The 23,252-nt window shown below is 69.6% G+C and carries 20 protein-coding genes and 1 pseudogene; 8 read left to right on the plus strand and 13 right to left on the minus strand.

The features are described from left to right. Positions 1–37: 37 nt before the first annotated feature. The 6 genes and pseudogenes from OOK07_RS10890 (at position 38) to OOK07_RS10915 (ending at position 6,334) form a co-directional block, all read left to right on the plus strand. Entirely contained in the window at positions 38–1,378 is a 1,341-nt protein-coding gene (locus tag OOK07_RS10890) for a DUF2252 domain-containing protein (protein ID WP_266679182.1), read from the plus strand. Positions 1,379–1,446: 68 nt separating this feature from the next. Next, positions 1,447–2,148 carry a hypothetical protein gene (locus OOK07_RS10895; protein ID WP_266796140.1) on the plus strand — a complete coding sequence of 234 codons (702 nt, stop codon included), beginning with the start codon at positions 1,447–1,449 and terminating at the stop codon, positions 2,146–2,148. 79 nt (positions 2,149–2,227) lie between these two features. Continuing rightward, positions 2,228–3,052, plus strand: coding sequence for a thioredoxin domain-containing protein (locus OOK07_RS10900; protein ID WP_266796141.1), 825 nt, complete (start codon positions 2,228–2,230; stop codon positions 3,050–3,052). 400 nt (positions 3,053–3,452) lie between these two features. Continuing rightward, positions 3,453–3,593 (plus strand): annotated as a pseudogene (locus OOK07_RS10905) (DUF2252 domain-containing protein); the annotation flags it as partial. Positions 3,594–3,781: 188 nt separating this feature from the next. Beyond that, positions 3,782–4,126: a hypothetical protein gene (locus tag OOK07_RS10910; RefSeq protein ID WP_266679188.1), complete on the plus strand. Its 345-nt coding sequence runs from the start codon at positions 3,782–3,784 to the stop codon at positions 4,124–4,126. Positions 4,127–4,663: 537 nt separating this feature from the next. After that, positions 4,664–6,334, plus strand: a complete 1,671-nt coding sequence (locus OOK07_RS10915) for an alkaline phosphatase D family protein (protein ID WP_266796143.1) — start codon at positions 4,664–4,666, stop codon at positions 6,332–6,334. On the opposite strand, the gene OOK07_RS10920 is transcribed toward OOK07_RS10915, so the two are convergent. Beyond that, a complete protein-coding gene (locus OOK07_RS10920) occupies positions 6,331–6,900 on the minus strand; it encodes a dienelactone hydrolase family protein (RefSeq protein WP_266679192.1) in 570 nt (189 codons plus the stop codon). The genes OOK07_RS10915 and OOK07_RS10920 overlap by 4 nt on opposite strands. Before the next feature lie 107 nt (positions 6,901–7,007). Here OOK07_RS10920 and OOK07_RS10925 point away from each other — a divergent pair, with 107 nt between their 5' ends. After that, positions 7,008–8,120, plus strand: coding sequence for a mechanosensitive ion channel family protein (locus OOK07_RS10925; protein ID WP_266796144.1), 1,113 nt, complete (start codon positions 7,008–7,010; stop codon positions 8,118–8,120). A 26-nt stretch (positions 8,121–8,146) separates the two neighbouring features. Here the strand turns inward: OOK07_RS10925 and OOK07_RS10930 are convergent, their stop codons facing one another. From OOK07_RS10930 to OOK07_RS10955, 6 genes are all read right to left on the minus strand, one after another. Continuing rightward, a complete protein-coding gene (locus tag OOK07_RS10930) occupies positions 8,147–8,887 on the minus strand; it encodes an SDR family NAD(P)-dependent oxidoreductase (RefSeq protein WP_266679196.1) in 741 nt (246 codons plus the stop codon). Between the two features lie 67 nt (positions 8,888–8,954). Then, positions 8,955–10,541, minus strand: coding sequence for a Na+/H+ antiporter (locus OOK07_RS10935; RefSeq protein WP_266796145.1), 1,587 nt, complete (start codon positions 10,539–10,541; stop codon positions 8,955–8,957). A gap of 87 nt (positions 10,542–10,628) precedes the next feature. Beyond that, entirely contained in the window at positions 10,629–11,099 is a 471-nt protein-coding gene (locus OOK07_RS10940; protein WP_266679200.1) for a GNAT family N-acetyltransferase, read from the minus strand. Further along, entirely contained in the window at positions 11,096–12,040 is a 945-nt protein-coding gene (locus OOK07_RS10945; protein ID WP_266679202.1) for an RluA family pseudouridine synthase, read from the minus strand. Before OOK07_RS10945 ends, OOK07_RS10940 begins: the two co-directional genes overlap by 4 nt. A gap of 84 nt (positions 12,041–12,124) precedes the next feature. Then, complete coding sequence (gene lspA / locus OOK07_RS10950) at positions 12,125–12,700, minus strand: signal peptidase II (RefSeq protein ID WP_266679204.1); 576 nt, start codon at positions 12,698–12,700, stop codon at positions 12,125–12,127. Between the two features lie 60 nt (positions 12,701–12,760). Further along, positions 12,761–14,086, minus strand: a complete 1,326-nt coding sequence (locus OOK07_RS10955) for a TraR/DksA family transcriptional regulator (protein WP_266796147.1) — start codon at positions 14,084–14,086, stop codon at positions 12,761–12,763. Positions 14,087–14,680: 594 nt separating this feature from the next. On the opposite strand from OOK07_RS10955, the gene ileS reads away from it, so the two are divergent. Further along, positions 14,681–17,851 (plus strand): isoleucine--tRNA ligase, encoded by a 3,171-nt coding sequence (ileS, locus tag OOK07_RS10960; protein WP_266796149.1) that lies wholly within the window; start codon positions 14,681–14,683, stop codon positions 17,849–17,851. 203 nt (positions 17,852–18,054) lie between these two features. On the opposite strand, the gene OOK07_RS10965 is transcribed toward ileS, so the two are convergent. The 6 genes from OOK07_RS10965 to ftsZ all read right to left on the minus strand — a co-directional run bounded on the left by OOK07_RS10965 (position 18,055) and on the right by ftsZ (position 23,118). After that, entirely contained in the window at positions 18,055–19,269 is a 1,215-nt protein-coding gene (locus tag OOK07_RS10965; RefSeq protein ID WP_266679210.1) for a DivIVA domain-containing protein, read from the minus strand. Between the two features lie 53 nt (positions 19,270–19,322). Next, positions 19,323–19,607 (minus strand): YggT family protein, encoded by a 285-nt coding sequence (locus tag OOK07_RS10970; protein WP_016435858.1) that lies wholly within the window; start codon positions 19,605–19,607, stop codon positions 19,323–19,325. A 72-nt stretch (positions 19,608–19,679) separates the two neighbouring features. Next, positions 19,680–20,321, minus strand: coding sequence for a cell division protein SepF (locus OOK07_RS10975; RefSeq protein WP_266679212.1), 642 nt, complete (start codon positions 20,319–20,321; stop codon positions 19,680–19,682). 129 nt (positions 20,322–20,450) lie between these two features. Further along, the gene (locus tag OOK07_RS10980; protein ID WP_266796151.1) at positions 20,451–21,185 is read right to left on the minus strand and encodes a YggS family pyridoxal phosphate-dependent enzyme; all 735 of its coding nucleotides are present in this window, start codon (positions 21,183–21,185) and stop codon (positions 20,451–20,453) included. Positions 21,186–21,190: 5 nt separating this feature from the next. Beyond that, complete coding sequence (pgeF, locus tag OOK07_RS10985; protein ID WP_266679216.1) at positions 21,191–21,928, minus strand: peptidoglycan editing factor PgeF; 738 nt, start codon at positions 21,926–21,928, stop codon at positions 21,191–21,193. Further along, on the minus strand, positions 21,925–23,118 hold the full coding sequence (ftsZ, locus tag OOK07_RS10990) for a cell division protein FtsZ (protein ID WP_266796153.1): 1,194 nt from the start codon (positions 23,116–23,118) through the stop codon (positions 21,925–21,927). Before ftsZ ends, pgeF begins: the two co-directional genes overlap by 4 nt. Between the last annotated feature and the right edge of the window lie 134 nt (positions 23,119–23,252).

Raw genomic sequence — 23,252 nt, forward strand, 5'->3', positions numbered from 1 at the left:
CCGTCGTACACATCCAGGCACCAGGAGGCACCCCGCGATGTCGGTACCCGAGCTCAACGACGAGCAGCGCGGCGAGGAGATCCTCACCGTGTTCGACACCGCCTTCGGCCGGCTCCTGGCCGCCGACCCTGCCGCGTTCCGCGTGAAGTTCCGCAAGATGGCGGCCTCCGCGTTCGCGTTCTACCGGGGCACGGCGTGCCTCTTCTACCACGACCTCACCGCGAATTCCCAGTTCGGTTCGAAGCGGGGCGGACCGTACCTGGACGAGCGCACCTCGCGCGTGTGGATCCACGGCGACCTGCACGCGGAGAACTTCGGCACGTACATGGACTCCAACGGCCGCCTGGTCTTCAACGTCAACGACTTCGACGAGGCGTACGTCGGCCCCTTCACCTGGGACCTCAAGCGCTTCTCCGCCTCCATCGCCCTCGTCGGTTACGCGAAGGCGCTCGGCGACGACCAGATCACCGAGCTGGTCGAGGTGTACGCGGGCGCGTACCGCGAGCGCATCCACGCCCTGGCGACCGGCGCCAAGAGCGACGAGGTGCCGCCGTTCACCCTGGACACCGCCCAGGGCCCGCTGCTGGACGCCCTGCGCGACGCCCGCTCCCTGACCCGCTTCGAGCTGCTGGACTCGATGACGGAGATCCGCGACTTCGAGCGCCGGTTCGCCCCCGGCGGCGGCTCCATCGAGCTGGACGCGGCGACCCGCTACAAGGTCCTGGCGGCCTTCGACGGCTACCTGGAGACGCTGCCGGACGCCTCGCTGGACCGCCCCGACTCGTACCGCGTGAAGGACGTCGTCGGGCGGCGCGGCATCGGCATCGGCTCGGCGGGCCTCCCGTCGTACAACATCCTCCTCGAGGGCCACAGCGACGCCCTGGAGAACGATGTGGTGATCTACATCAAGCAGGCCCAGACGCCTGCCGTCTCCCGGCACGTCACCGACCCGGCGATCCGGGACTACTTCCAGCACGAGGGCCACCGCACGGTGATCTCGCAGCGCGCCCTGCAGGCCCACGCCGACCCGTGGCTGGGCTGGACCGAGCTGGACGGCGCGGGGCAGCTGGTCGCCGAGGTCTCGCCGTACGCGGTCGACCTGGACTGGGGCGACATCGACGACCCGGAGGAGATCGCGGCCGTCGTCGCCGACCTCGGCCGGGCCACGGCCACCATGCACGCGGCGGCGGACGACCAGTCCGGCGAGTCCCTCGTGCCCTTCTCCACCGAGCGGGCCATCGACGCGGCGATCGCCGCCGACGAGGACGGCTTCGCGGGCCTGCTGACCGACTTCGCGCACAGCTACGGCACGCGCGCGCGAGCCGACCACCAGATCTTCGTGGACCTGTTCCGCAACGGCCGGATTCCGGGTCTGTGACGGTCGGAGATCTCACAGGGACCTTTTAGGGTTCCCTTAGCAGGGCTCGTGACAGACTCTCCCTCGCTATGGACATATCCGGGACCCGACTCAGAGCGCTTCGCGCGGCGCTGTTCACGGCACTCGTCGTGACCCTCAGCACCGCGTCGCACGTGTTGCTGTCGCAAGTCCCGCTGCCGCTGAACACGGTGGCCGCGGTAGCCGTCGCCGTGTTCGCGGTCGCGTACGCACTGGCCGGCCGCGAGCGCGGCTACGGACCGATCGCCGCCCTGCTGATCCCGCTGGAGCTGGCCGCCGACACGGTCTTCACCACCGGACAGCACGTCTGTTACGGCCGGGCGGGCGGCCCGGTGGCGGGCGCCCTGCGTTCCGTCGGCTGGGACCTGCTGTGCGGGAGCAGCACACAGGTCGGCACTCCGCTGACGCGGGTGACCCGCACCGGCGGCGACCGGCTCGCGGCGCTGCTCGCGCACGCGGACCCGGCCGCCGCGTGGCTGCTGCTCGGCGCGCACGTCGGAGTCGGCCTGCTCGCCGCCGCCTGGCTGCGCCGCGGTGAGCGCGCCCTGGCCCAGCTGCTGCAGGCGGTCGGCGCGACAGCTTGGACAGCGGTCCGACCCCTGCAGCTGGCGGCCGCCGCGGTGGCTGTGCGGGCGCCCGCGACCGTACGGCGCGTCCTGCGCCCCGGCCGGACCGCCGCCGTCGTCCGCGACCGGCTTTTCGTGCACTCCCTGGGACGGCGTGGACCGCCGTGCTCGGTCGCCCTGGTCTGAGCGACACCTCCGAGCACGATCACTCCCCCACACGTATCCCGCGTACGACAAGTGCGCGTCCCACATGGAGAACACCAACATGAGCAAGCGGAACAGCCAGACCTCGAAGACGGCGGCCCGAGAGCGGCTGCGTCAGGAGCGCGAGCGTCAGGCCAAGCGGGCCAAGGCCAAGCGGCAGATCATCGTGGCCTGTTCGGTCGTCGCCGTGCTGGCGGCGGCCGGCGGCATAGGCTACGCCGTCGTCCAGGCCAACAAGCCCAGCGGCTGGGATGCGGTGAAAAAGGAGAAGCTGGTCAAGCCGGCCAACAGCACGGGGACGGACGGTACGACCGTCGTCATCGGAAAGAGCACCGCCAAAAAGACCCTCGTGATGTACGAGGACCCGCGCTGCCCGGTCTGCGCCCAGTTCGAGCAGACGGTCGGCTCGACGGTCAAGAAGGATTTCGATGCCGGCAAGTTCAAAATTCAGTACGTCGGCGCCACGTTCATCGACAACAACATCCCGGGCGAGGGCTCCAAGAACGCGCTGAGTGCACTGGGCGCGGCCCTGAACGTCAGCCCCGAGGCGTTCCTCGAATACAAGACCGCTCTCTACTCGACGAAATACCATCCGGATGAGCAGGACGACAAGTTCAAGAGCGACGACTACCTGATCAAGGTGGCGAACACGGTGAGCGCCCTCAAGAACAACAAGGCGTTCCAGAATGCCGTGAAGAAGGGGACCTACGACAAGTGGGCCCTCGTGATGAGCGACAAGTTCAACACCGACGGAAAGAAGTACGGTTTCCAGGGGACCCCGACGCTACGTATGGACGGCAAGACTGTCACCGGCAGCGACGGCAAGAATGCCCCCATGTCGGTAACCGACTTCAATACCGCAATGAATAAGGCTCTCAACTCTTAGTTCCGCAGCCTCACGAAGTGGGAAGTGTCACGGGCCGGATTCAAGCCCGAGACACTTCCCATTCGACTTACGACTCAAAAGTCAGGCGATTACGCCTCGGCCCCAGGTGTGGTTGCAGCACTTATGAGTCCCGTGGGCCCCGTCCTGCAGACACGCCTCCACCTTGAGATTGCGGTTCTCCTTCTCCCTGGGGTCGTAGTCCTTGACGAAACACACCCGTCGTCACTCGATGTATCCGCTATCCAGGGGGCGAGCCGATTCGCGCCACTGCACGCATTACATCCCCGTTGCGATCACAGACGGCGAGCTTGTCACCGTTCGCAACAAAATGCGCGTAACCTCCCTTGGCCTGGTCTGTCGTGGTGACCGACCCGTCATAAGAGGTCTTCTCATGTGGGGCGCCATCGACGCCGCCATCACCCGCGACGAGGACGGCTTCGCCGCGGGGCTGGTGGAGTTCGCCCACTCCTGCGGCGCCCACGCCCGCGCCGACCACCAGATCTTCGTCGACCTCTTCCGCAACGGCCGCATTCCGGGGCTCTGGCCGTCCCGGGCCGTCCGCCCCGGGACGACGAATTCGCGTCCCGGCGGGAATCGCGGCGCGGCAATCGCGCTCCCACCGGGGAATAATTCGGCCAGATGTTTTCTGAAAACCCTGTGGTGGGCTCCATCGGCAGCCGGTTGAATCAAGGTCCGCAAGATGACCTTGGTAAGAAAACGAGGATGCACATGGGATTCCGCAAGAAGCTGGCGGGGGTACTGGGGGCGACTGCGCTGGCCATGAGCGGCATCGCGGTGAACGTGGCGACCGCGGGCACGGCGGCTGCCGCAGCCTGCGATCACGTGTCGGCGAGCAACATATCCAACGGGGTTGTCGTGGTCGTGGGCGGCGCGACGGCGTACAGCGAGCCCGCGTCGGAGTGCACGGCGTTGAGGAGCATGGCGCCGGGCCACGACCTGAACGCCTGGTGCTACACCATCAACAGCTACGGCAACCAGTGGACCCGCGTGAACGAGGGATGGATCTACAACGGACACCTGGCTCTCAAGTCGGGCACGGTGAAGCACTGCTGACCGGCGTCCGAATCGGCTGACATCCGGCCGGTTCCGCAATTGCTTGAAACGCCCCCTCGGAATTCCTGTAATGGGTCCGAGGGGGCGTTTTGTTGTGATGGGGGCGGCAGCGAACGGCGAATGCGAACCGTGACGCATTTCACGTTCCGCTTCAAAGGGAGGACCGACGGCGGGGCGCGGAAAGGCTGAAGCCGGCAGGGCCGACTGGATCCCGGTCCCGCCACGCCCGTCCGCCCTCCCGGCGACAGGCCCCCGCCAGGCCGTGATCCCCGGCGGGTTCAACTCGCGAATGCCGGCGACGTACCGATAGCTATCGCGGCGACGACCGCCCCGCCGCGAGCCCCTCCCCTTCAGTTTTCGGCCAACATCAAGGCTGAACTCTCATGGCGCTGGTCAGTGCGCCATTGATCGTCAGGGACGGTACCTTACGCAAGTTCGATGTCGACCTGGAATTCCCGGGAACCCCAAACCAAACAATAGGGCACATTTGGGAGTTCACTCGCGCGCATGACGTACCGATCAGTAACCTGATGCGCCGTGACCAGTCGATACAGAGCATCCACATCGCCCGAGGGCATCAACTCCCTCTCCCCGCGCCGCCGTACGGTCGTCAAGGCCGCGGCGGCGACCGCTGTCCTGGCCGGCCCGCTCGCCGCCGCCCTCCCGGCCCGCGCCGCCGCCGAGACCCCTCAGTTCCTGCACGGCGTCGCGTCCGGCGACCCGCTGCCCGACGGCATCCTGCTGTGGACCCGGGTGACGCCGACAGCCGAGGCCGGACCGGGTTCGGGGCTCGGCCCGGACACCGAGGTGAGCTGGGTCGTCGCCACGGACAAGGCGCTGACCCAGGTCGTCGCCAAGGGCTCCACCACCGCCACGGCCGCCTCGGACCACACCGTGAAGGCCGACATACGCGGCCTCCAGCCGGCCTCGGACTACTACTTCCGCTTCACCTCCGGCGGCGTGAACTCCCCGGTGGCGCGCACCCGCACCGCGCCGGCGGCGGACGCGGCCGTGTCCGGTCTGCGCTTCGGCGTGGTCTCCTGCGCCAACTGGGAGGGCGGCTACTTCGCCTCGTACCGCCATCTCGCGGCCCGTGGCGACCTGGACGCCTGGCTGCATCTCGGCGACTACATCTACGAGTACAAGTCCGGTGAGTACGCGGCCCGCGGCACGGTCGTCCGCCCGCACGCGCCGGCCAACGAGATCATCACGCTCACCGACTACCGCACCCGGCACGGCGAGTACAAGACCGACCCGGATCTGCAGGCCCTGCACCACAAGGCGCCGGTCGTCGCGATCTGGGACGACCACGAGTTCGCCGACAACGCCTGGTCCGGCGGCGCGGTCAACCACACCGAGGGCGCCGAGGGCACCTGGACCGACCGCAAGGCGGCCGCCAAGCAGGCCTACTTCGAGTGGATGCCGGTCCGCCCGGCGATCGCGGGCACCACCTACCGCCGACTGCGCTTCGGCAAGCTCGCCGATCTGTCGCTGCTGGACCTGCGCTCCTTCCGCTCCCAGCAGGCGTCCACAGCGAGCGGTTCGGTCGACGACCCGGACCGTACGATCACCGGGCGTGCCCAACTCGACTGGCTGAAGGCCGGGTTGAAGGCCTCCGACACCACCTGGCGGCTGGTCGGCAACTCGGTGATGATCTCGCCGTTCTCCTTCGGCTCGCTCTCCGCCGACCTGCTGAAGCCGCTGGCCAAGCTGCTCGGGCTGCCGCAGGAGGGGATCGCCGCCAACACCGACCAGTGGGACGGCTACACCGACGACCGCCGCGAGGTACTGGCCCACCTGCAGTCCAACGCGATCCGCAACACCGTCTTCCTCACCGGCGATATCCACATGGCCTGGGCCAACGACGTGCCCGTGGACGCCGGTACGTACCCGCTGTCGGCCTCCGCCGCCACGGAGTTCGTGGTCACCTCGGTGACCTCCGACAACCTCGACGACATCGTGAAGGTCCCCGAGGGCACGGTCTCCGCGATCGCCTCGCCGATCATCCGCGCCGCCAACCGGCACGTCCACTGGGTCGACACCGACCGCCACGGCTACGGCGTCCTGGACATCACCGCCGACCGCGCGCAGATGGACTACTACGTCCTGTCCGACCGCACGAAGGCCGACGCGACGTCCTCCTGGGCCCGTTCGTACCGCACACGCACCGGCACGCAGAAGGTCGAGCGGACGTACGACCCGGTCTAGAGCGTTTCGAGGAAGCCGAGTGCCACCCGCCAGGTGGCCTCGGCCGCCTCCTCGTCGTAGTCCGGCAGCTTTGGGTCGGTGTAGAGGTGGCCGGCGCCCGCGTATCTGTACACCTCGACGTCGGCGCCCGCCCTGCCCATCTGCAGATACCAGGCGGTCAGCCAGTCGTCCGTCTCGAACGGGTCCGGTTCGGCGACGTGCAGCTGGACCGGCAGGTCGTCCACCGAGGCGTTCGACGCGATGTCCGAGGTGCCGTGCAGGAGCAGCAGCCCGCGGGCCTTCTCGTCGCCGAGTGCGAGGGTCTGCGCGATGGAGGCACCGAGCGAGAACCCGGCGTACACAAGGCCCCGCTCCGAGTACGGGGCGGCGGCCAGGACGGCTCTCTTGAGCAGTTCGTCCTTGCCGGTCTCGTCCTTGAAGGCCATGCCCTCCTCGACCGTCTCGAACGTACGCCCGTCGAAGAGGTCCGGTGCCCAGACCTCGTGCCCGGCGCCGCGCAGCCGGTCCGCGGCCTCGCGCACCGCGGGCCTGAGGCCGTAGGTCGAGTGAAAGAGCATGATGTTCATGAGGTCATGGTGCCAGCCGGTACTGACAACGCCGTCCGGCGCCCGTACCCCTTGCGCGCCCGAAGTCACATGTTCATGAGCCCCTCGGGCCGGTTACGTTCGCAGGCATGGAGAACATACTCCGCCCGCTGATCGTGATCGGCGGCTCGGCCGTGATCACACTGCTCATCGGCTGGGCCACCGATCTACTGCTGCTCAAGGTCGACCAACGGCACCGCGAGACGCCCCTGTGGGGCCTGCTGCGCCGCGCCCGCGTGCCCTACCAGCTCGTGCTGTGCGCGGCGATACTGAGAGGGTCCTACGACCAGGCGCAGCTGACCGAGGAGCACAGGGTCGGCGTCGGCCAGCTGCTGACGCTGGTACTGATCGGGTCCACGGCCTGGCTGGTGGTGCGGATCGCGGCCGCCGTCGTCGACTCGACGTACACCCGCTACGCGCGCGCCCACCACGACGCCGCCCGGGTCCGCCGGGTGCGCACCCAGGTGTCGCTGATCATGCGCGTGGTGACGGCGATCGTCGGTGTGGTGGCGGTGGCCGCGATGCTGCTGACGTTCCCGGCGATGCGCGCGGCCGGCGCCTCGCTGCTGGCCTCGGCCGGCATCCTCGGCATCGTCGCCGGTGTCGCCGCCCAGTCCACGCTCAGCAACATGTTCGCGGGGCTGCAGATCGCCTTCGGCGACATGGTGCGCCTGGGCGACACGGTCGTGGTGGACGGCGAGTGGGGCACGGTCGAGGAGATCACGCTGACGTTCCTGACCGTCCGGACGTGGGACGAGCGCCGGATCACCATGCCGGTGTCGTACTTCACATCCAAGCCGTTCGAGAACTGGTCGCGCGGCACCCCGCAGATGACCGGCATCGTCTACTGGCACCTCGACCACTCGGCGCCGGTGGAGCAGATGCGCGAGAAGCTCCGCGACATCCTGCGCGAGTGCCCGGCCTGGGACGGCCGCGACTACGGCCTGGCCGTCACCGACACCACCCCGAACACCATGCAGGTGCGGGCCCTGGTGACGGCCAAGGACGCGGACGACATCTGGACGGTGCGGGTCACGGTGCGCGAGCAGATGGTGCGCTGGCTGTGCGAGCGGCACCCGTACGCCCTGCCCCGGGTCAACACGGCGGACGCGGCTCTGCTCGCGGACCGGCGCTCGCCCGACGGCTTCCCGGACGGCGCGGCCCGCCGCGCGCACGAGCCGCCCCGGACCGGCCGCGGCTGAGGCCCGCGCCGAGACCGTACGAGGTCTCAGTGGCCGCGCTCCGCACCCCCGTTGACCTGGACGACCTGCGAGGTGACATGCCCCGCGACCGGCGAGGCGAGCCAGTGCAGGGTCGCAGCCACGTCGCCGGGGGTGCCGGCGCGCTTGTTCAGGGTGTCCCCGACAAGCCGCTCGCGCCGCCCGGGGTCGATCCGCGGCCCGAAGAACTCGGTGTCCTCGACGTACCCGGGCGCGACGACGTTCGCGGTGATCCCGCGCGGTCCGAGCTCGCGGGCGAGGTCATGGGCGTACGGGTGCAACGCGGCCTTGGCTCCCGCGTACGCCCCGCTGCCGGACCCCCGGTAGGCGGCGATGGAGCTGACGAACAGCACCCGTCCGCCCGGCGTGGCCAGCCGGTCCTTGAGGGCCTCCGTGAGCAGCGCGGCGGTCAGGGTGTTGATCCGGAAGTTGACGGTCCAGTCGTGCGCGACCCGGTCGAGCGGATCGGCGCTGTCCGACGCGGGCTCCAGCTGCCCGGTGCCTCCGGCAGAGTGGATCAGCACGTCCACGGTCCCGAACTCCCGCGCCACGTGGTCGGCGACCCCCCGTACCGCTGCCGGATCGCTCAGATCGGCCGCGTACGTCGACGCCCCGGGCACCGCGGCCTTGTCGAGCACCTCCGCGCGCCGCCCTAGCAACAGGACACGGTCTCCGTCCGCCGCGAACACCTGCGCCGCCGCGAGTCCAATACCCGTACCGCCACCGCTGATTACGACATTACGAGTCATGATCCGACCCTACGCACCGAGACCCGCCGAACGCGAAAGGACCCGGCAAGTCATCGCAGCCGGAGGGTCACCGCAGACTGCGCACGTCGAGATGGCGCAGCACCCGGTCCACGATCTCCGGGTCCGCTCCGGGCTCGCTGCGCGCCGCCAGCACCTCGTGCCGCGCGGCGCTCAGCATCTCGCCCTGGATCCGCCGCACCCGCTTCAGCCGGCGCGCCCGGTGCTCATGCGCCTCCCGCCGCTCCTCGTCGCCCATGTCCGGGCTGATCCGCACCCCGATGTCGAAGGCCCGCCGCAGCATCTGCTCGGACAGCTCCTCCGGCAGCTCCTCGCCCTCCTCGATCTCCCTCAGCCGCTGCTTGGCCGCCCGGGCCGCCCGGACGGCGAGCGCCTTCTCGAAGTCCTTCTCCCGCTCGGTGTCGGCCCGCACCCCGAGCCGCTTCACCAGCCACGGCAGAGTGAGCCCCTGCAGCACCAGCGTGCCCATGATCACCCCGAAGGCGATGAACACGATCTCGTCCCGGTCCGGGAAGACCGACCCCTCGTCGGTCCTGAGCGGAATCGCCAGCGCCAGCGCCACCGAGGCCACGCCCCGCATCCCCGACCACCACATCACGACGGTCTCCCGCCAGGTCATCGGGATGTCCTCGTCGTGGTCCCGTCTGGCGTGCAGCCGCTTGGTGAGCCAGGTCGCCGGCAGCAGGTACACCAGCCGTACGACGACCACCACGGCCACGATCACCCCCGCCCAGCCGAGCATCTCGCCCCACCGCCCGGCCGCCGTCCGGATCGCGTTGTGCAGTTCGAGGCCGATCAGCCCGAACGCGACGCCCGTGACGAGCGTGTCGACCACGTTCCAGAAGGTGTGCCCGGCCAGCCGCGTCATCACGTCGTCGGCGTCGTTGGCGTACTCGGCGAGGAACAGCGCGGTCATCAGCACGGCGAGCACGCCGGACCCGTGCAGCTCCTCCGCGAGCACATACGAGGCGTACGGCACCAGGAGCGTCAGCCCGATCTGCAGGGTCGGGTCGTCGAGCAGATCGAGCAGCTTGTTGGCGCCCCAGCCGAGCGCGACCCCGATCGCCACCGCCACCACGCCGGAGAGCACCAGGTCGAGGGCGGCCCGCCCCGGATGGAACTCGCCGCTGACGGCGGCGGCGATCGCCACGTGGTAGAGCACGATCGCCGTGACGTCGTTGAACAGCCCCTCGCCCTCCAGGATGGACACCAGGCGACGCGGCAGCCCGAGCTGGCCCGCGACCGCGGTCGCCGCGACCGGGTCCGGCGGGGCGACCAGAGCGCCGAGCGCCACGGCGGCGGCGACGGGCAGCCCCGGCACGATCGCGTGCGCGACGGCGGCCACGCACACGGTGGTGACGAACACCAGCGCCACGGCCAGCAGGAAGATCGGCCGCAGGTTGGCCGCGAACTGCCGCCAGGACGTCCGCCGCACCGCCGCGTACAGCAGCGGCGGGAGCAGCAGGGGCAGGATCAGATCGGGCGGGACGTCGACGTTCGGCACGAAGTCGAGTACGGCGAGGACGATCCCCAGCAGAGTCATCAGCACCGGCGCCGGAAGCCCGAAGCGATCCCCGACCGGGACACTCACCAGGGCCCCGAGCAACAGCACGAACAACAGGGCCAGCTGATCCACGCTCAGCGCTCCGGGAGGGTCGACGTACGGGCGGCGGATCTCAAGCCTGCCACGCGACCGTCCCTGCCGCTCCGGGCCCGCCCGCTGTTACAGGGCGCGCCGCATCGCCCGGTGCGGGATGCCCGCCTCCGGGTACTCCGGTCCGTACGCCTCGTAGCCGAGCCGCTCGTAGAAGCCGAGCGCATGCGTCTGCGCGTGCAGATCCACCGCTGCGAGCCCACGCGCGCGTGCAGCGTCCTCGACGGCGCGCACCAGCGCCGCCCCGATGCCGAGCCCGCGCGCCTGCTGCGTCACCGCGAGCCGCCCGAGCGAACCCACCGTCAGGTCGCCGTCGGTCTTCGCCGCGGCCCGCTCCCCGTGCAGCAGCCGCCCGGTGCCGAGCGGCACCCCGTCCGCCCGCACGGCCAGCACATGCACCGCCACGGCGTCGTACGCGTCGTACTCGATGTCCTCGGGCACGCCCTGCTCGCCGACGAAGACCTCCTTGCGGACCGCGAAGCACATCTCCTGGTCGGCGGGGTCCTCGGCGACGCGCAGCACGTACGCGTGCGGGCTCATCCGTATGTCTCCTCGCGAACCTGGTCCAGGGCCTTCTGCAGGTCCGCCGGATAGTCGCTCTCGAACTCGACCCACTGTCCGTCGCCGGGGTGCTCGAAGCCGAGCCGCACCGCGTGCAGCCACTGCCGGGTCAGGAACAGCCGCTTGGCGAGCGTCGGGTCGGCGCCGTACGTCAGGTCGCCGACGCAGGGGTGGCGGTGGGCGGCCATGTGCACACGGATCTGGTGGGTGCGGCCGGTCTCCAGCTTCACGTCGAGCAGGGAGGCCGCGCGGAATGCCTCGATGAGGTCGTAGTGCGTGACGGACGGCTTGCCTTCGGCCGTGACCGCCCACTTGTAGTCGTGGTTGGGGTGGCGGCCGATGGGGGCGTCGATGGTGCCACTGGTCGGGTCCGGGTGGCCCTGCACGAGCGTGTGGTAGCGCTTGTCGACCGTGCGCTCCTTGAACTGGCGCTTGAGCGACGTGTACGCGCGCTCGGACTTGGCCACGGCCATCAGGCCGGACGTGCCGACGTCGAGCCGGTGCACGATGCCCTGGCGCTCGGCGGCACCGGAGGTGGAGATGCGGTAGCCGGCCGCGGCGAGACCGCCGATGACGGTCGGCCCGGTCCAGCCGGGGCTGGGGTGGGCGGCGACACCGACCGGCTTGACGATCACGACCACGTCATCGTCGTCGTACGCGATCTCCATGCCCTCGACCGGCTCCGCGACGATCTGCACCGGCGCGGGCGCCTGCGGCATCTCGACCTCGAGCCAGGCCCCACCGTGCACCCGCTCGGACTTCCCGACCACCGAGCCGTCGACCGAGACCTTCCCCGCCGCGGCGAGTTCGGCGGCCTTCGTCCGGGAGAAGCCGAACATGCGGGAGATGGCGGCGTCGACGCGCTCGCCCTCCAGGCCGTCGGGCACGGGCAGGGTACGGATCTCGGGAACGGTGCTCACCCGTCGAGTATGCCGGACGGCTCGGACAGCCCCGTACGCCAGCCTGTGCTCTCAGTCCTCGCTCAGGTCCCGCTCGGGCCCCGATCAGTCCTTGTGGACGGTGCCGTCCGGGTCGAGCCCCCTGAACGAAAGGAGCACGATCAGGATGCCGCCGCACACGATCGCGGAGTCGGCCAGGTTGAAGACGGCGAAGCCCTTGGGCGAGATGAAGTCGACGACCGCGCCCTCGAAGACTCCGGGCGAGCGGAAGATCCGGTCGGTGAGGTTGCCCAGCGCACCGCCGAGCAGCAGGCCGAGTGCGATCGCCCAGGGCACGCTGTAGAGCTTGCGGGCCAGCCGGGCGATCACCACGATCACGGCCGCCGCGATCAGGGTGAAGATCACGGTGAAGGCCTGGCCGAAGCCGAAGGCCGCGCCCGCGTTACGGATCGCCTCGAACTTCAGCCAGTCCCCGATGATCTCGATCGGCGCGTGATGCTCCAGCCTGGCGACCACGATCATCTTGCTGACCAGGTCGAGGGCGTACGCGAAGGCGGCGACCGCGAACAGCACGGCGATACGGCGCCTGCCCCTGGGACGGGCGGTCTCGCCCTGCTCCGGCTCGGTCCCCGCCGCCTCTGGGGAATCCGGCGTACCGATGATGCGTTCCGCCTCTGACACGTGAGTCCTCAACCTAGGTACCTGACTGAGGACGAGGGTACGACACGCCTCCCCCGACCCTCAGTACCGGCGTTCCTGCTTCTGCTTGCACTCGACACACAGGGTGGCCCGGGGGAACGCCTGCATGCGGGCCTTGCCGATGGCGTTGCCGCAGTTCTCGCACAGCCCGTAGGTGCCGGCGTCCAGCCGTTGCAGGGCGTGCTCGGTCTGCGTGAGCATCTCGCGCGCGTTGGCCGCGAGAGCCAGCTCGTGCTCCCGGGTGATGTTCTTGGTGCCGGTGTCCGCCTGGTCGTCGCCCGCGCCGTCTCCGGAGTCCCGCATCAGGCCGGCGACGGCGTTCTCGGACGCGGTGATCTCGTCACGCAGCCGCTGCCCCTCGGACAGCAGCTCGGCACGCGCCTCCTCGACCTCCTTCGGGGTCCAGGGCTCCTCGCCGGGGCGCACCGCGAGCTCGCCCGGCTCCGCGGCGGCGAGCCGTGCCTTGGGTACGGCGGTCTTCGCCGCTGTGGCCGTGCCTGGAGTCTTCTTCGCAACCACTGTCGTGGCTCCCGTCTGCTCCGCGGCCTCCGCCGCACCCACCGTCCTGGCCGTACGCTTCCTACCCACACTCTTCGCGGCCGCGCCCTCCCCCACGCCCCGCGCCCCACCCGCACCCTTCGCGCCCGCGCCCTTCGCGCCCCCGGCTTTCCCGGCCGCCCGCTTCGCAGCCTTCTTGCCCGCGGTCTTCCCGGCTCCGGCGCCGGCGCCGGCCACGGTCTTCGTTCCCGCGTCCCGCTCGTCCGAGTCCTGTTCGGTCACGGTCTTCCTACCGACACGTCGCTCGACGCCGCCCGGTTCGGCGGCGCCTTCCGGGACGGCGGTCTTCTTGCCCGCGGCCTTCTTGCCGGCCACCTTCTTCGCGACCGTCTTCTTCGCGACCGTCTCCTTCGCGGCTGACCTCTTCGAAGCCGCCTTCTTGGTGACCGCCTTCCTGGTGACCGCCTTCTTCGCCCCGGCCTTCTGCGCAGCCCCCGTCTTCTCGACGTCCTTACCGGCAGCCGCCGCCCCCTTGCCGCCCGTGGCCCTGCCACCGCCGGCCGCCGTCCCCGCGCCCGCAGCTCTCTCGGGCTCCTCCGCGGCCGCACCTTTCGACGCCGTCGCCTTGGAGGCGGTCGCCTTCCTGCTGGTGCTCTGCTTCCCCGGCGCCGTCTTCTTCGCGGGCCCCGGCCCCCCGCCGCCGGCGGCCCCCCGCACCGACTTCACCGACTTCGCGGCCACCTCAGCCGCACGCGCCGGGGCCCCTCCCCGCGCGCGCTTCTTCCCGCTCACGTCCTTGGCCGCATCGCCGGAGGCCTGCGTGGACCCGTCGGACGCCGACTGCTGTACGGCGGTCTTCTTCGCCACCATGGCCGCGGCCCCTTCACATATTGTGATCTTGCACGCGAATCATGCTGGGACGATAAATCGACTTGAGCCCCGCGGCAACGGGGCACACTCCCAGATTCGCCCGGCCCGCGTCCGCCGCTCGCAAGCCTGCATGCGTTGTGCCCAGCTCCCCGCGGGGTAATCCGCCGGACCGACCGTCCCAGGATCCGAACAGGCGTACCGCTCCATTCGGGTCATCGCCGCCCGTCCGGCACCCGCGCCCCCGGGGACCCGAAAACCGGTCGGCCGCTGTCCGCGCGGCGCCGTACACTGGGCGGAGCGAAAAGCGTGGATGGGGACGAGTAGCGGCGTACGCAGCCCAGAGCGACCCGGGGACGGTGGGAGCCCGGGGGCAGGCGCGACGTGAAGATCACCCCGGAGCCGCCGGAAGAAAGCCCCACAAGGGCGAGTAGAGCCGGCATCGCGACCCCAATGAGGGGGCTCACAGGTGCACAGCACGCACCGGGGAGCCAAGGAGGGTGGTACCGCGGGAGCGCGCCGAACCCGGCGCAGGAAGTGACACAGCTCTCGTCCCTCCGGACGGAAGGCAGCAAGTCCGCCGGAGGAAGCTCGCTGATGACAACGCCGACGTACCGCCAGGTGCCCGCCCAGGTCGACCTGCCCGCCCTCGAGCACGCCGTGCTCGACTTCTGGCGCGAGCAGAAGATCTTCGCCAAGAGCCTGGAGCAGTCCGAGGGCCGCCCCGAGTGGGTGTTCTACGAGGGCCCGCCCACCGCCAACGGCATGCCGGGCGCCCACCACATCGAGGCCCGCGTCTTCAAGGACGTCTTCCCCCGCTTCCGCACCATGCGCGGCTACCACGTGGCCCGCAAGGCAGGCTGGGACTGCCACGGCCTCCCGGTGGAGCTGACGGTCGAGAAGGAGCTCGGCTTCAGCGGCAAGCAGGACATCGAGGCGTACGGCATCGCCGCCTTCAACGACAAGTGCCGTGCGTCCGTGCTCCGCCACACCGACGCGTTCGAAGAGCTCACGACCCGCATGGGCTACTGGGTCGACCTGAACGACGCGTACGTCACGATGGACCCCGAGTACATCGAGTCGGTCTGGTGGTCGCTCAAGGAGATCTTCGGCAAGGGCCTGCTGGTCCAGGACCACCGCGTCGCCCCCTGGTGCCCGCGCTGCGGCACGGGCCTCTCCGACCACGAGCTGGCGCAGGGCTACGAGACCGTCGTCGACCCGTCCGTGTACGTCCGCTTCCCGCTCACCTCCGGTCCGCTCGCCGGCGAAGCCGCGCTCCTGGTGTGGACGACGACGCCCTGGACGCTGGTCTCCAACACCGCCGTCGCCGCGCACCCCGAGGTCACCTACGTCGTCGTGACCGACGGCGAGGAGAAGCTCGTCGTCGCCGAACCGCTCGTCGGCAAGGCGCTCGGCGAGGGCTGGGAGACCACCGGCCAGACCTTCACGGGCGCCGAAATGGAGCGCTGGACGTACCAACGACCGTTCGAGCTCGTCGAGTTCCCGAGCGTCAGCGAGGGAACCGATGGGCACACCCCGGAAGCCGCCCATTTCGTGGTCAACGCCGAATACGTCACGACCGAGGACGGTACGGGCCTGGTCCACCAGTCCCCCGCCTTCGGTGAGGACGACCTCAAGGTCTGCCGCGCGTACGGCCTGCCGGTGGTGAACCCGGTCCGTCCGGACGGCACCTTCGAACAGGACGTCCCCCTGGTCGGTGGCGTCTTCTTCAAGAAGGCGGACGAACGGCTCACCGAGGACCTCCAGCAGCGCGGCCTCCTCTTCAGGCACATCCCGTACGAGCACAGCTACCCGCACTGCTGGCGCTGCCACACCGCGCTCCTCTACTACGCGCAGCCGTCCTGGTACATCCGCACCACGGCCATCAAGGACCGCCTGCTGCAGGAGAACGAGAACACCAACTGGTTCCCGGACACGGTCAAGCACGGCCGCTACGGCGACTGGCTGAACAACAACATCGACTGGGCACTGTCCCGCAACCGCTACTGGGGCACCCCGCTGCCGATCTGGCGCTGCGAGGACGACCACCTCACCGTCGTCGGCTCCCGCGCGGAACTCACCGAGCTGACCGGCACCGACCAGTCCGAACTCGACCCGCACCGCCCGTACATCGACGACGTCACCTTCGCCTGCCCCCAGTGCGCGAAGACGGCCACGCGCGTGCCGGAGGTCATCGACGCCTGGTACGACTCGGGTTCGATGCCGTTCGCTCAGTGGGGCTACCCGTACAAGAACAAGGATCTCTTCGAGGCCCGCTACCCGGCGCAGTTCATCTCCGAGGCGATCGACCAGACCCGCGGCTGGTTCTACACGCTGATGGCGATCGGCACGCTGGTCTTCGACAAGTCCAGCTACGAGAACGTCGTCTGCCTCGGCCACATCCTCGCCGAGGACGGCCGCAAGATGTCCAAGCACCTGGGCAACATCCTGCAGCCCATCCCGCTGATGGACCAGCACGGAGCGGACGCGGTCCGCTGGTTCATGGCGGCGGGCGGCTCCCCGTGGGCGGCACGCCGCGTGGGCCACGGCACCATCCAGGAGGTCGTCCGCAAGACGCTCCTGACGTACTGGAACACGGTCGCCTTCCAGGCCCTGTACGCGCGCACCTCCAACTGGGCGCCCAGCGAGGCGGATCCGGCCCCGGCCGAGCGCCCGGTCCTGGACCGCTGGCTGCTGTCCGAACTGCACGCGCTCACGGACCAGGTGACCGAGTCCCTGGAGGCGTACGACACCCAGCGCGCCGGCAAGCTCCTGTCGGCCTTCGTCGACGACCTGTCCAACTGGTACGTCCGCCGCTCCCGTCGCCGCTTCTGGCAGGGCGACAAGGCGGCCCTGCGCACCCTGCACGAGGTCGTCGAGACGGTCACCAAGCTGATGGCCCCGCTGACCCCGTTCATCACCGAGCGGGTGTGGCAGGACCTGATCGTGCCGGTCACCCCGGGCGCGCCCGAGTCCGTGCACCTCGCCTCCTGGCCGCAGACGGACCTGGCCTCGATCGACCCGGAGCTGTCGAAGCAGATGGTGCTGGTGCGCCGGCTCGTCGAGCTGGGCCGCGCCACGCGCGCGGAGTCGGGTGTGAAGACCCGGCAGCCGCTGTCCCGTGCGCTCATCGCCGCGACCGGCTTCGACACCCTCGACCGTGCACTGCACGCACAGATCACGGAGGAGCTGAACGTCAGCTCGCTCGCGTCCCTGAGCGAGGTTGGCGGCAGCCTGGTCGACACGACCGCGAAGGCCAACTTCCGCGCCCTCGGCAAGCGTTTCGGCAAGCGCGTCCAGGAGGTGGCCAAGGCCGTCGCGAACGCCGACGCGGCGGCGCTCTCGCTCGCGCTGCGCGAGGGCACGGCCTCGGTCGAGGTCGACGGCGAGACGATCACCCTCGCTCCCGACGAGGTGATCATCACGGAGACCCCGCGCGAGGGCTGGTCGGTGGCCTCCGACTCGGGTGCCACCGTCGCCCTCGACCTGGAGATCACCGAGGAGCTGCGCCAGGCGGGGCTCGCCCGTGACGCGATCCGCCTGATCCAGGAGGCCCGCAAGAACAGCGGCCTCGACGTGGCCGACCGCATCGCGCTGCGCTGGACCTCGACCGACCCCGCGGTCATCGCGGCGTTGAGCGGCCATGCGGGCCTGATCGCCGACGAGGTCCTGGCGACGGACTTCGCCCAGGGCGAGGCGAACGACACATACGGCGAGCCGTTCACCGACGAGGGCCTGTCGCTGACCTTCCGCCTCCGGAAGGTCTAGCCGCTCGTCATCAGCGGTTCCGCCGCCGGGGCGCGACCAACTCCCCGCGGCGGAACCGCTGATGACACAGTCCGCCCCGTCGAGGACGGCGCGGGCACCGCTCCCTCAATGCGCGTAAAAGGGCGGGGCCCCGGATCGAAATCCGGGGCCCCGCCCTTTTGAACGCTGCCGGCGTCTACGGCGTACTACTCACCGTGCCGCGGTCAGTTGTCGTCCTCATCGATGAGGAACCCGCGCATCGGCGAGGGAGCCTGACCCATCGGCGACGGGCCCTGCGGCCGCACCGGAGCCATCGGCTGGGTCATCGCCGGGGACATCTGCTGCTGGCCGCCGTAGGACGGAGCAGCGGGAGCCGGGGCGCCACCCATGGTCGGGTTGCCGCCGTACGACGGAGCGCTCGCGCCGGCCGGTGCCATGGAGGGCGCCGGGGACGGCGGCAGAGACGCGGCCGCCGAGGTACGCGGCGGAGCCAGCGAGTCGTCGGCCTGGGTCTCCAGCTGACGCAGCTGGGACTCGAGGTACGACTTCAGGCGCGTACGGTACTCGCGCTCGAAGCCGCGCAGGTCCTCGACCTTGCGCTCCAGCGTGGCGCGGGCGGACTCCAGGGAGCCCATCGCGACGCGGTGCTTCTCCTGCGCGTCCCGCTCCAGCGCGTCGGCCTTGGCACGGGCGTCACGCTCAAGACCCTCGGCGCGGCTGCGGGCCTCACCGACGATCTTGTTGGCTTCGGAACGGGCCTCGGCGATCGCCTGGTCGGCGGTCTGCTGGGCCAGCGAGAGGACACGGGCGGCGCTGTCGCCACCGGGGCCCTGACCGGGGCCGCCCATCGGACCGCCCATGGGACCTCCCATGGGGCCGCCCATCGGGCCACCCATCTGCTGCTGCATGGGAGGCTGGCCGCCCATCGGGCCCTGGCCCATGGGGCCTTGACCCATCGGACCCTGGCCCATCGGACCGGGACCCTGGGGACCACCCTGACCACCGCCGGGACCGGCGGGCAGCTGCGGGGCACCGCTCGGCAGCTGGGGCGGGCCACCCATGGGGCCACCCATCTGCTGCTGCGGCGGGCCCGATATGCCGGCGGGCACGGGGCCGCCCGGCCCACGCATACCCTGCTGCTGCATACCCTGCTGCTGCATCCCACCCTGCTGGGGCATACCGCCCTGCTGGGGCATACCCTGCTGCTGGTCCTGCGGACCGGGGCCCTCCGGGGGCTTGCGCATGTTCTGCTGGTTCTGAGCAGCAGCACGCGTCGCCGCGGCCAGTTTGGCGCGCAGGTCCTCGTTCTCCCGGAGCAGGCGGGTCAGTTCGGCTTCGACCTCATCGAGGAAGGCATCGACCTCGTCCTCGTCATAGCCTTCTCGGAGGCGGACGGTCGTGAACTGCTTGTTCCGCACGTCCTCGGGGGTCAACGGCATCTCTTCACCTCAACGTAGTCGTCGGCATTCGGCAAGACGGTAGGTCACATCGATCACAGCCGGCTCACGATCGAGATCAGGATGTAGACGATGATCATCAGTACGAAGAAGGACAGATCGAGCGCCACGCCCCCGAGACGCAGCGGCGGAATGAACCGCCGCAGAAGCTTGAGCGGTGGATCAGTGACAGTGTAAGTGGCCTCCAGAACGACCACCATCGCCTTGCCGGGTTGCCACGAGCGGGCGAACTGGAAGACGTAGTCCATGACCAACCGGAAGATGAGCACGATGAGGAAGCACATCAGCGCGATGTAGATGACATCCAAAACCACGCTCATGACCCGCGCTTCCCTCTCCCCTGTTTCCGTGCTGCTGGTACTGCTTTGTATCGCTGTTTCCGGTCGTGCGTCTCAGCTCTGGTTGAAGAACCCGCCCTCTGCGATGCGGGCCTTGTCCTCCGCCGTGACATCGACGTTAGCAGGCGACAACAGGAACACCTTCTGCGTCACCCGCTCGATGCTGCCGTGAAGACCAAACACCAAACCAGCCGCAAAGTCGACAAGTCGCTTCGCATCTGTGTCATCCATCTCAGTCAGATTCATGATCACCGGGGTGCCCTCACGGAAGTGTTCCCCGATGGTACGGGCCTCGTTGTAGGTCCGCGGGTGAAGCGTGGTGATCCGATAAGGCTCTCGTTCCGACACGACCTTGGGCATGATCACCGGTGCGTTCTTCTCCAGGCTTGCGCGTTCTTGTGTGATGGACGCCACGGGCGCGATGCGCGCCGGACGGCCGGATTCCGCGGCTAGCGAAGCGGAACGGGGCACCGGTTCGCGAGACACGGGCGGTTGTACGATTCGCACCTCTTCGTCCCTTTGGGACTGATGTGCTACGTGTGACTGGTGGGACGGCTCGTGCCTACGGTGGTCCCGTTCGGGCTCGGGATCCAGTTCGGGCTCGAAGTCGTCATCGGGGTCGAATCCCCGGCCGTCGTACCCATCGTCCTCCACGAGGCCGAGGTAGACCGCCATCTTGCGCATCGCGCCGGCCATGCTCTGAGTCCTCCGCTCTGTGGTGGATCGGGCTGACGACTGCCAAGTGCCCGCGATCCACGAGGTCGTTACGCCCGCCTTCGGCGGCATTGACCATATTTTCTGCTGTGGTCCGACTTCCTGGCGACGTTACCCGAGCCTGGCGCGGACTCCGAGTACCGCGGTACCGACGCGTACATGTGTCGCTCCGGCCGCCACGGCCTGTTCGAGGTCCGCACTCATTCCCGCCGAGACCATGTTCGCAGCCGGATGGACTCGGCGCAGGTCGGTCGACAAATCCATCAACCGCTCGAATGCAGCCAGTTCACGTCCCGCGTAAGGGCCGGTGAGCGGCGCGACGGTCATCAGACCGTCCAGTCGCAGTCCCGGCGCCCGCGCCACCGATTCGGCCAACTCTTCGACGCCGTCGGGCCCGACGCCACCGCGCTCCCCGCGTCCGCCCCCTCCCGCCGCAGGCTCCTGCGCGTCGAGCGCGACCTGGAGCAGGCAGCCGATTTCGCGCTCCTGCCGCACCGCCTCCTTCGAGAGCGCCGTGACGAGCCGAGTGCGGTCGACGGACTGCACCAGGCCGGCATAACCGACCACGGAACGAACCTTGTTGGTCTGCAGTTGACCCACAAAATGCCAAGTCAGGGGCAAATCCGAACATTCCGCAGACTTGGGAGCCGCGTCCTGGTCGCGGTTCTCGGCCACATGCCGCACACCGAGTTCCGCCAGGATCCGCACGTCGCTCGCCGGATACGTCTTGGTGACCACGATCAGGGTCACCTCCTCGCGCTTCCGGCCGGCGACCGCGCACGCCGCGGCGATGCGACGCTCCACCTTCGCCAGGTTCTGGGCGAGTTCGTCCTTACGGTCCGTCATACCTCTCAGTCCAACCAGACATATCCCGCGAGTCGCCCCGTGGTGCGATCGCGGCGGTACGAGAAGTGATCGTCCGACTCCAGCGTGCACACCGGCGACTGCTCCCGGTCGTGCACCCCGAGCCGCTCGAGCTGCGCCTGCACTCCGGCGGTCACGTCGACCGCGGGCGTGCCCCAGCTCGTCTCGGCGTGCGCGGCCGGCTCGACGGCGGCCACATCGGCGCGCATCGCCTCCGGCACCTCGTAGCACCGGCCGCAGACGGCGGGGCCGGTGCGGGCGACGATCCGGCCCGGTTCGGCACCGAGTTCCGTCATGGCCCGTACGGCGGCCGGGACGACGCCGGCGACCATGCCGGGCCGCCCCGCGTGGGCCGCGGCGACGACCCCGGCGACAGGGTCGGCGAGCAGGACGGGCGTGCAGTCGGCGGTGAGAACGGCGAGCGCGAGACCGCGCCGCGCCGTGACGACGGCGTCGACCTCGGGTACGGGACGATCGCCCCACGGCCCGTCGACCACCGCCACCTCCGCACCGTGCACCTGGTTCATCCACACCACCCGAACCGCGTCCAGACCAAGGGACTTGGCGGCCAGCTCGCGATTGGTCCGTACGGCGTCGGGGTCGTCGCCGACCGCTCCGCCGAGGTTGAGCTCCTCGTACGGAACGGCGCTCACCCCGCCCCACCGGTCGGTGAAGGCGAAGTGCGCGCCGCTCACAGTGCTCGTTCCGGAGCGCTGTCCTATCACTTCAGGAAGTCCGGCACGTCCAGTTCCTCGGCTGCGCTGTCGTAGGACCGCGACGGCGGGACCGGCGGGGCGACCGGGATCTCGTTCGCCGGCTCCGGCGCGGGCTCCGTGTCTTCCTTCGGCGTGACGCTGCCGAGCGAGCCGAAGGACGGACGGCTCTCGGACTGCCGTACCGGAGTGGGCTCGTCGCGGCGGGCCGAGGTGGAGGACGAACCAAGGACGTTGTCCCGCTTGGAGGGCGGCTGACCGCCGTCGAAGCCGGCCGCGATGACGGTGACCCGCACCTCGTCGCCGAGGGCGTCGTCGATGACCGCGCCGAAGATGATGTTGGCCTCGGGGTGGGCGGCCTCGCTGACCAGCTGGGCGGCCTCGTTGATCTCGAACAGACCGAGGTCGCTGCCGCCGGAGATGGAGAGCAGCACACCGCGGGCGCCGTCGATCGACGCCTCGAGCAGCGGCGAGGAGATCGCCATCTCGGCCGCGGCCACCGCACGGTCGTCCCCGCGCGCCGAACCGATGCCCATGAGGGCCGAACCGGCCTCGGACATCACGGACTTGACGTCGGCGAAGTCGAGGTTGATCAGGCCGGGGGTGGTGATGAGGTCGGTGATGCCCTGGACACCGGAGAGCAGGACCTGGTCGGCCGACTTGAATGCGTCCAGCACCGAGACCTGGCGGTCCGAGATGGACAGCAGCCGGTCGTTCGGGATGACGATGAGGGTGTCGACCTCTTCGCGGAGTTCGGCGATGCCGTCCTCGGCCTGGTTGGCGCGACGCCGGCCCTCGAAGGTGAAGGGGCGGGTGACCACACCGATGGTGAGGGCGCCCAGGTTGCGTGCGATGTTGGCCACGACGGGTGCGCCGCCGGTGCCGGTGCCGCCGCCTTCTCCGGCCGTCACGAAGACCATGTCGGCCCCCTTGAGGACCTCTTCGATCTCCTCGCGGTGGTCCTCGGCGGCCTTGCGGCCGACGACCGGGTTGGCTCCGGCGCCGAGTCCGCGGGTGAGTTCACGGCCGACGTCGAGTTTGACGTCGGCGTCGCTCATCAACAGCGCCTGAGCGTCGGTGTTGATGGCGATGAACTCGACGCCCTTGAGACCGACCTCGATCATCCGGTTGATGGCATTGACACCACCGCCGCCGACACCGATGACTTTGATGACTGCGAGGTAGTTCTGCGGTGCTGCCACGTCGAAGGCCTCTCGCCTCGAGTTACGTGTCGCCCTCTCGCGGTTGCCCGTGATCCGACGACTGATGCCGAATGGGACGGTCCATAGCGCCGACCCGAACCCTAACGTTGAAGTTTAGGGTTACCAGTGTGTCT

It is taken from the genome of Streptomyces sp. NBC_00078, from assembly GCF_026343335.1.
Classification (GTDB): Bacteria; Actinomycetota; Actinomycetes; order Streptomycetales; family Streptomycetaceae; genus Streptomyces.

Excerpts from the sequence above, each read along its gene's own strand:
- OOK07_RS10970 (WP_016435858.1), bottom strand. The coding sequence starts at position 19,607 with ATGAGCGTGGTTTTGGATGTCATCTACATCGCGCTGATGTGCTTCCTC.
- OOK07_RS10975 (WP_266679212.1), bottom strand. The coding sequence starts at position 20,321 with ATGGCCGGCGCGATGCGCAAGATGGCGGTCTACCTCGGCCTCGTGGAG.
- OOK07_RS10955 (WP_266796147.1), bottom strand. The coding sequence starts at position 14,086 with ATGGTGGCGAAGAAGACCGCCGTACAGCAGTCGGCGTCCGACGGGTCC.
- ileS (WP_266796149.1), top strand. The coding sequence starts at position 14,681 with ATGACAACGCCGACGTACCGCCAGGTGCCCGCCCAGGTCGACCTGCCC.
- OOK07_RS10895 (WP_266796140.1), top strand. The coding sequence starts at position 1,447 with ATGGACATATCCGGGACCCGACTCAGAGCGCTTCGCGCGGCGCTGTTC.
- OOK07_RS10930 (WP_266679196.1), bottom strand. The coding sequence starts at position 8,887 with ATGACTCGTAATGTCGTAATCAGCGGTGGCGGTACGGGTATTGGACTC.
- OOK07_RS10925 (WP_266796144.1), top strand. The coding sequence starts at position 7,008 with ATGGAGAACATACTCCGCCCGCTGATCGTGATCGGCGGCTCGGCCGTG.
- OOK07_RS10940 (WP_266679200.1), bottom strand. The coding sequence starts at position 11,099 with ATGAGCCCGCACGCGTACGTGCTGCGCGTCGCCGAGGACCCCGCCGAC.
- OOK07_RS10900 (WP_266796141.1), top strand. The coding sequence starts at position 2,228 with ATGAGCAAGCGGAACAGCCAGACCTCGAAGACGGCGGCCCGAGAGCGG.
- OOK07_RS10910 (WP_266679188.1), top strand. The coding sequence starts at position 3,782 with ATGGGATTCCGCAAGAAGCTGGCGGGGGTACTGGGGGCGACTGCGCTG.
- OOK07_RS10920 (WP_266679192.1), bottom strand. The coding sequence starts at position 6,900 with ATGAACATCATGCTCTTTCACTCGACCTACGGCCTCAGGCCCGCGGTG.
- OOK07_RS10980 (WP_266796151.1), bottom strand. The coding sequence starts at position 21,185 with ATGACGGACCGTAAGGACGAACTCGCCCAGAACCTGGCGAAGGTGGAG.
- OOK07_RS10965 (WP_266679210.1), bottom strand. The coding sequence starts at position 19,269 with ATGCCGTTGACCCCCGAGGACGTGCGGAACAAGCAGTTCACGACCGTC.
- OOK07_RS10890 (WP_266679182.1), top strand. The coding sequence starts at position 38 with ATGTCGGTACCCGAGCTCAACGACGAGCAGCGCGGCGAGGAGATCCTC.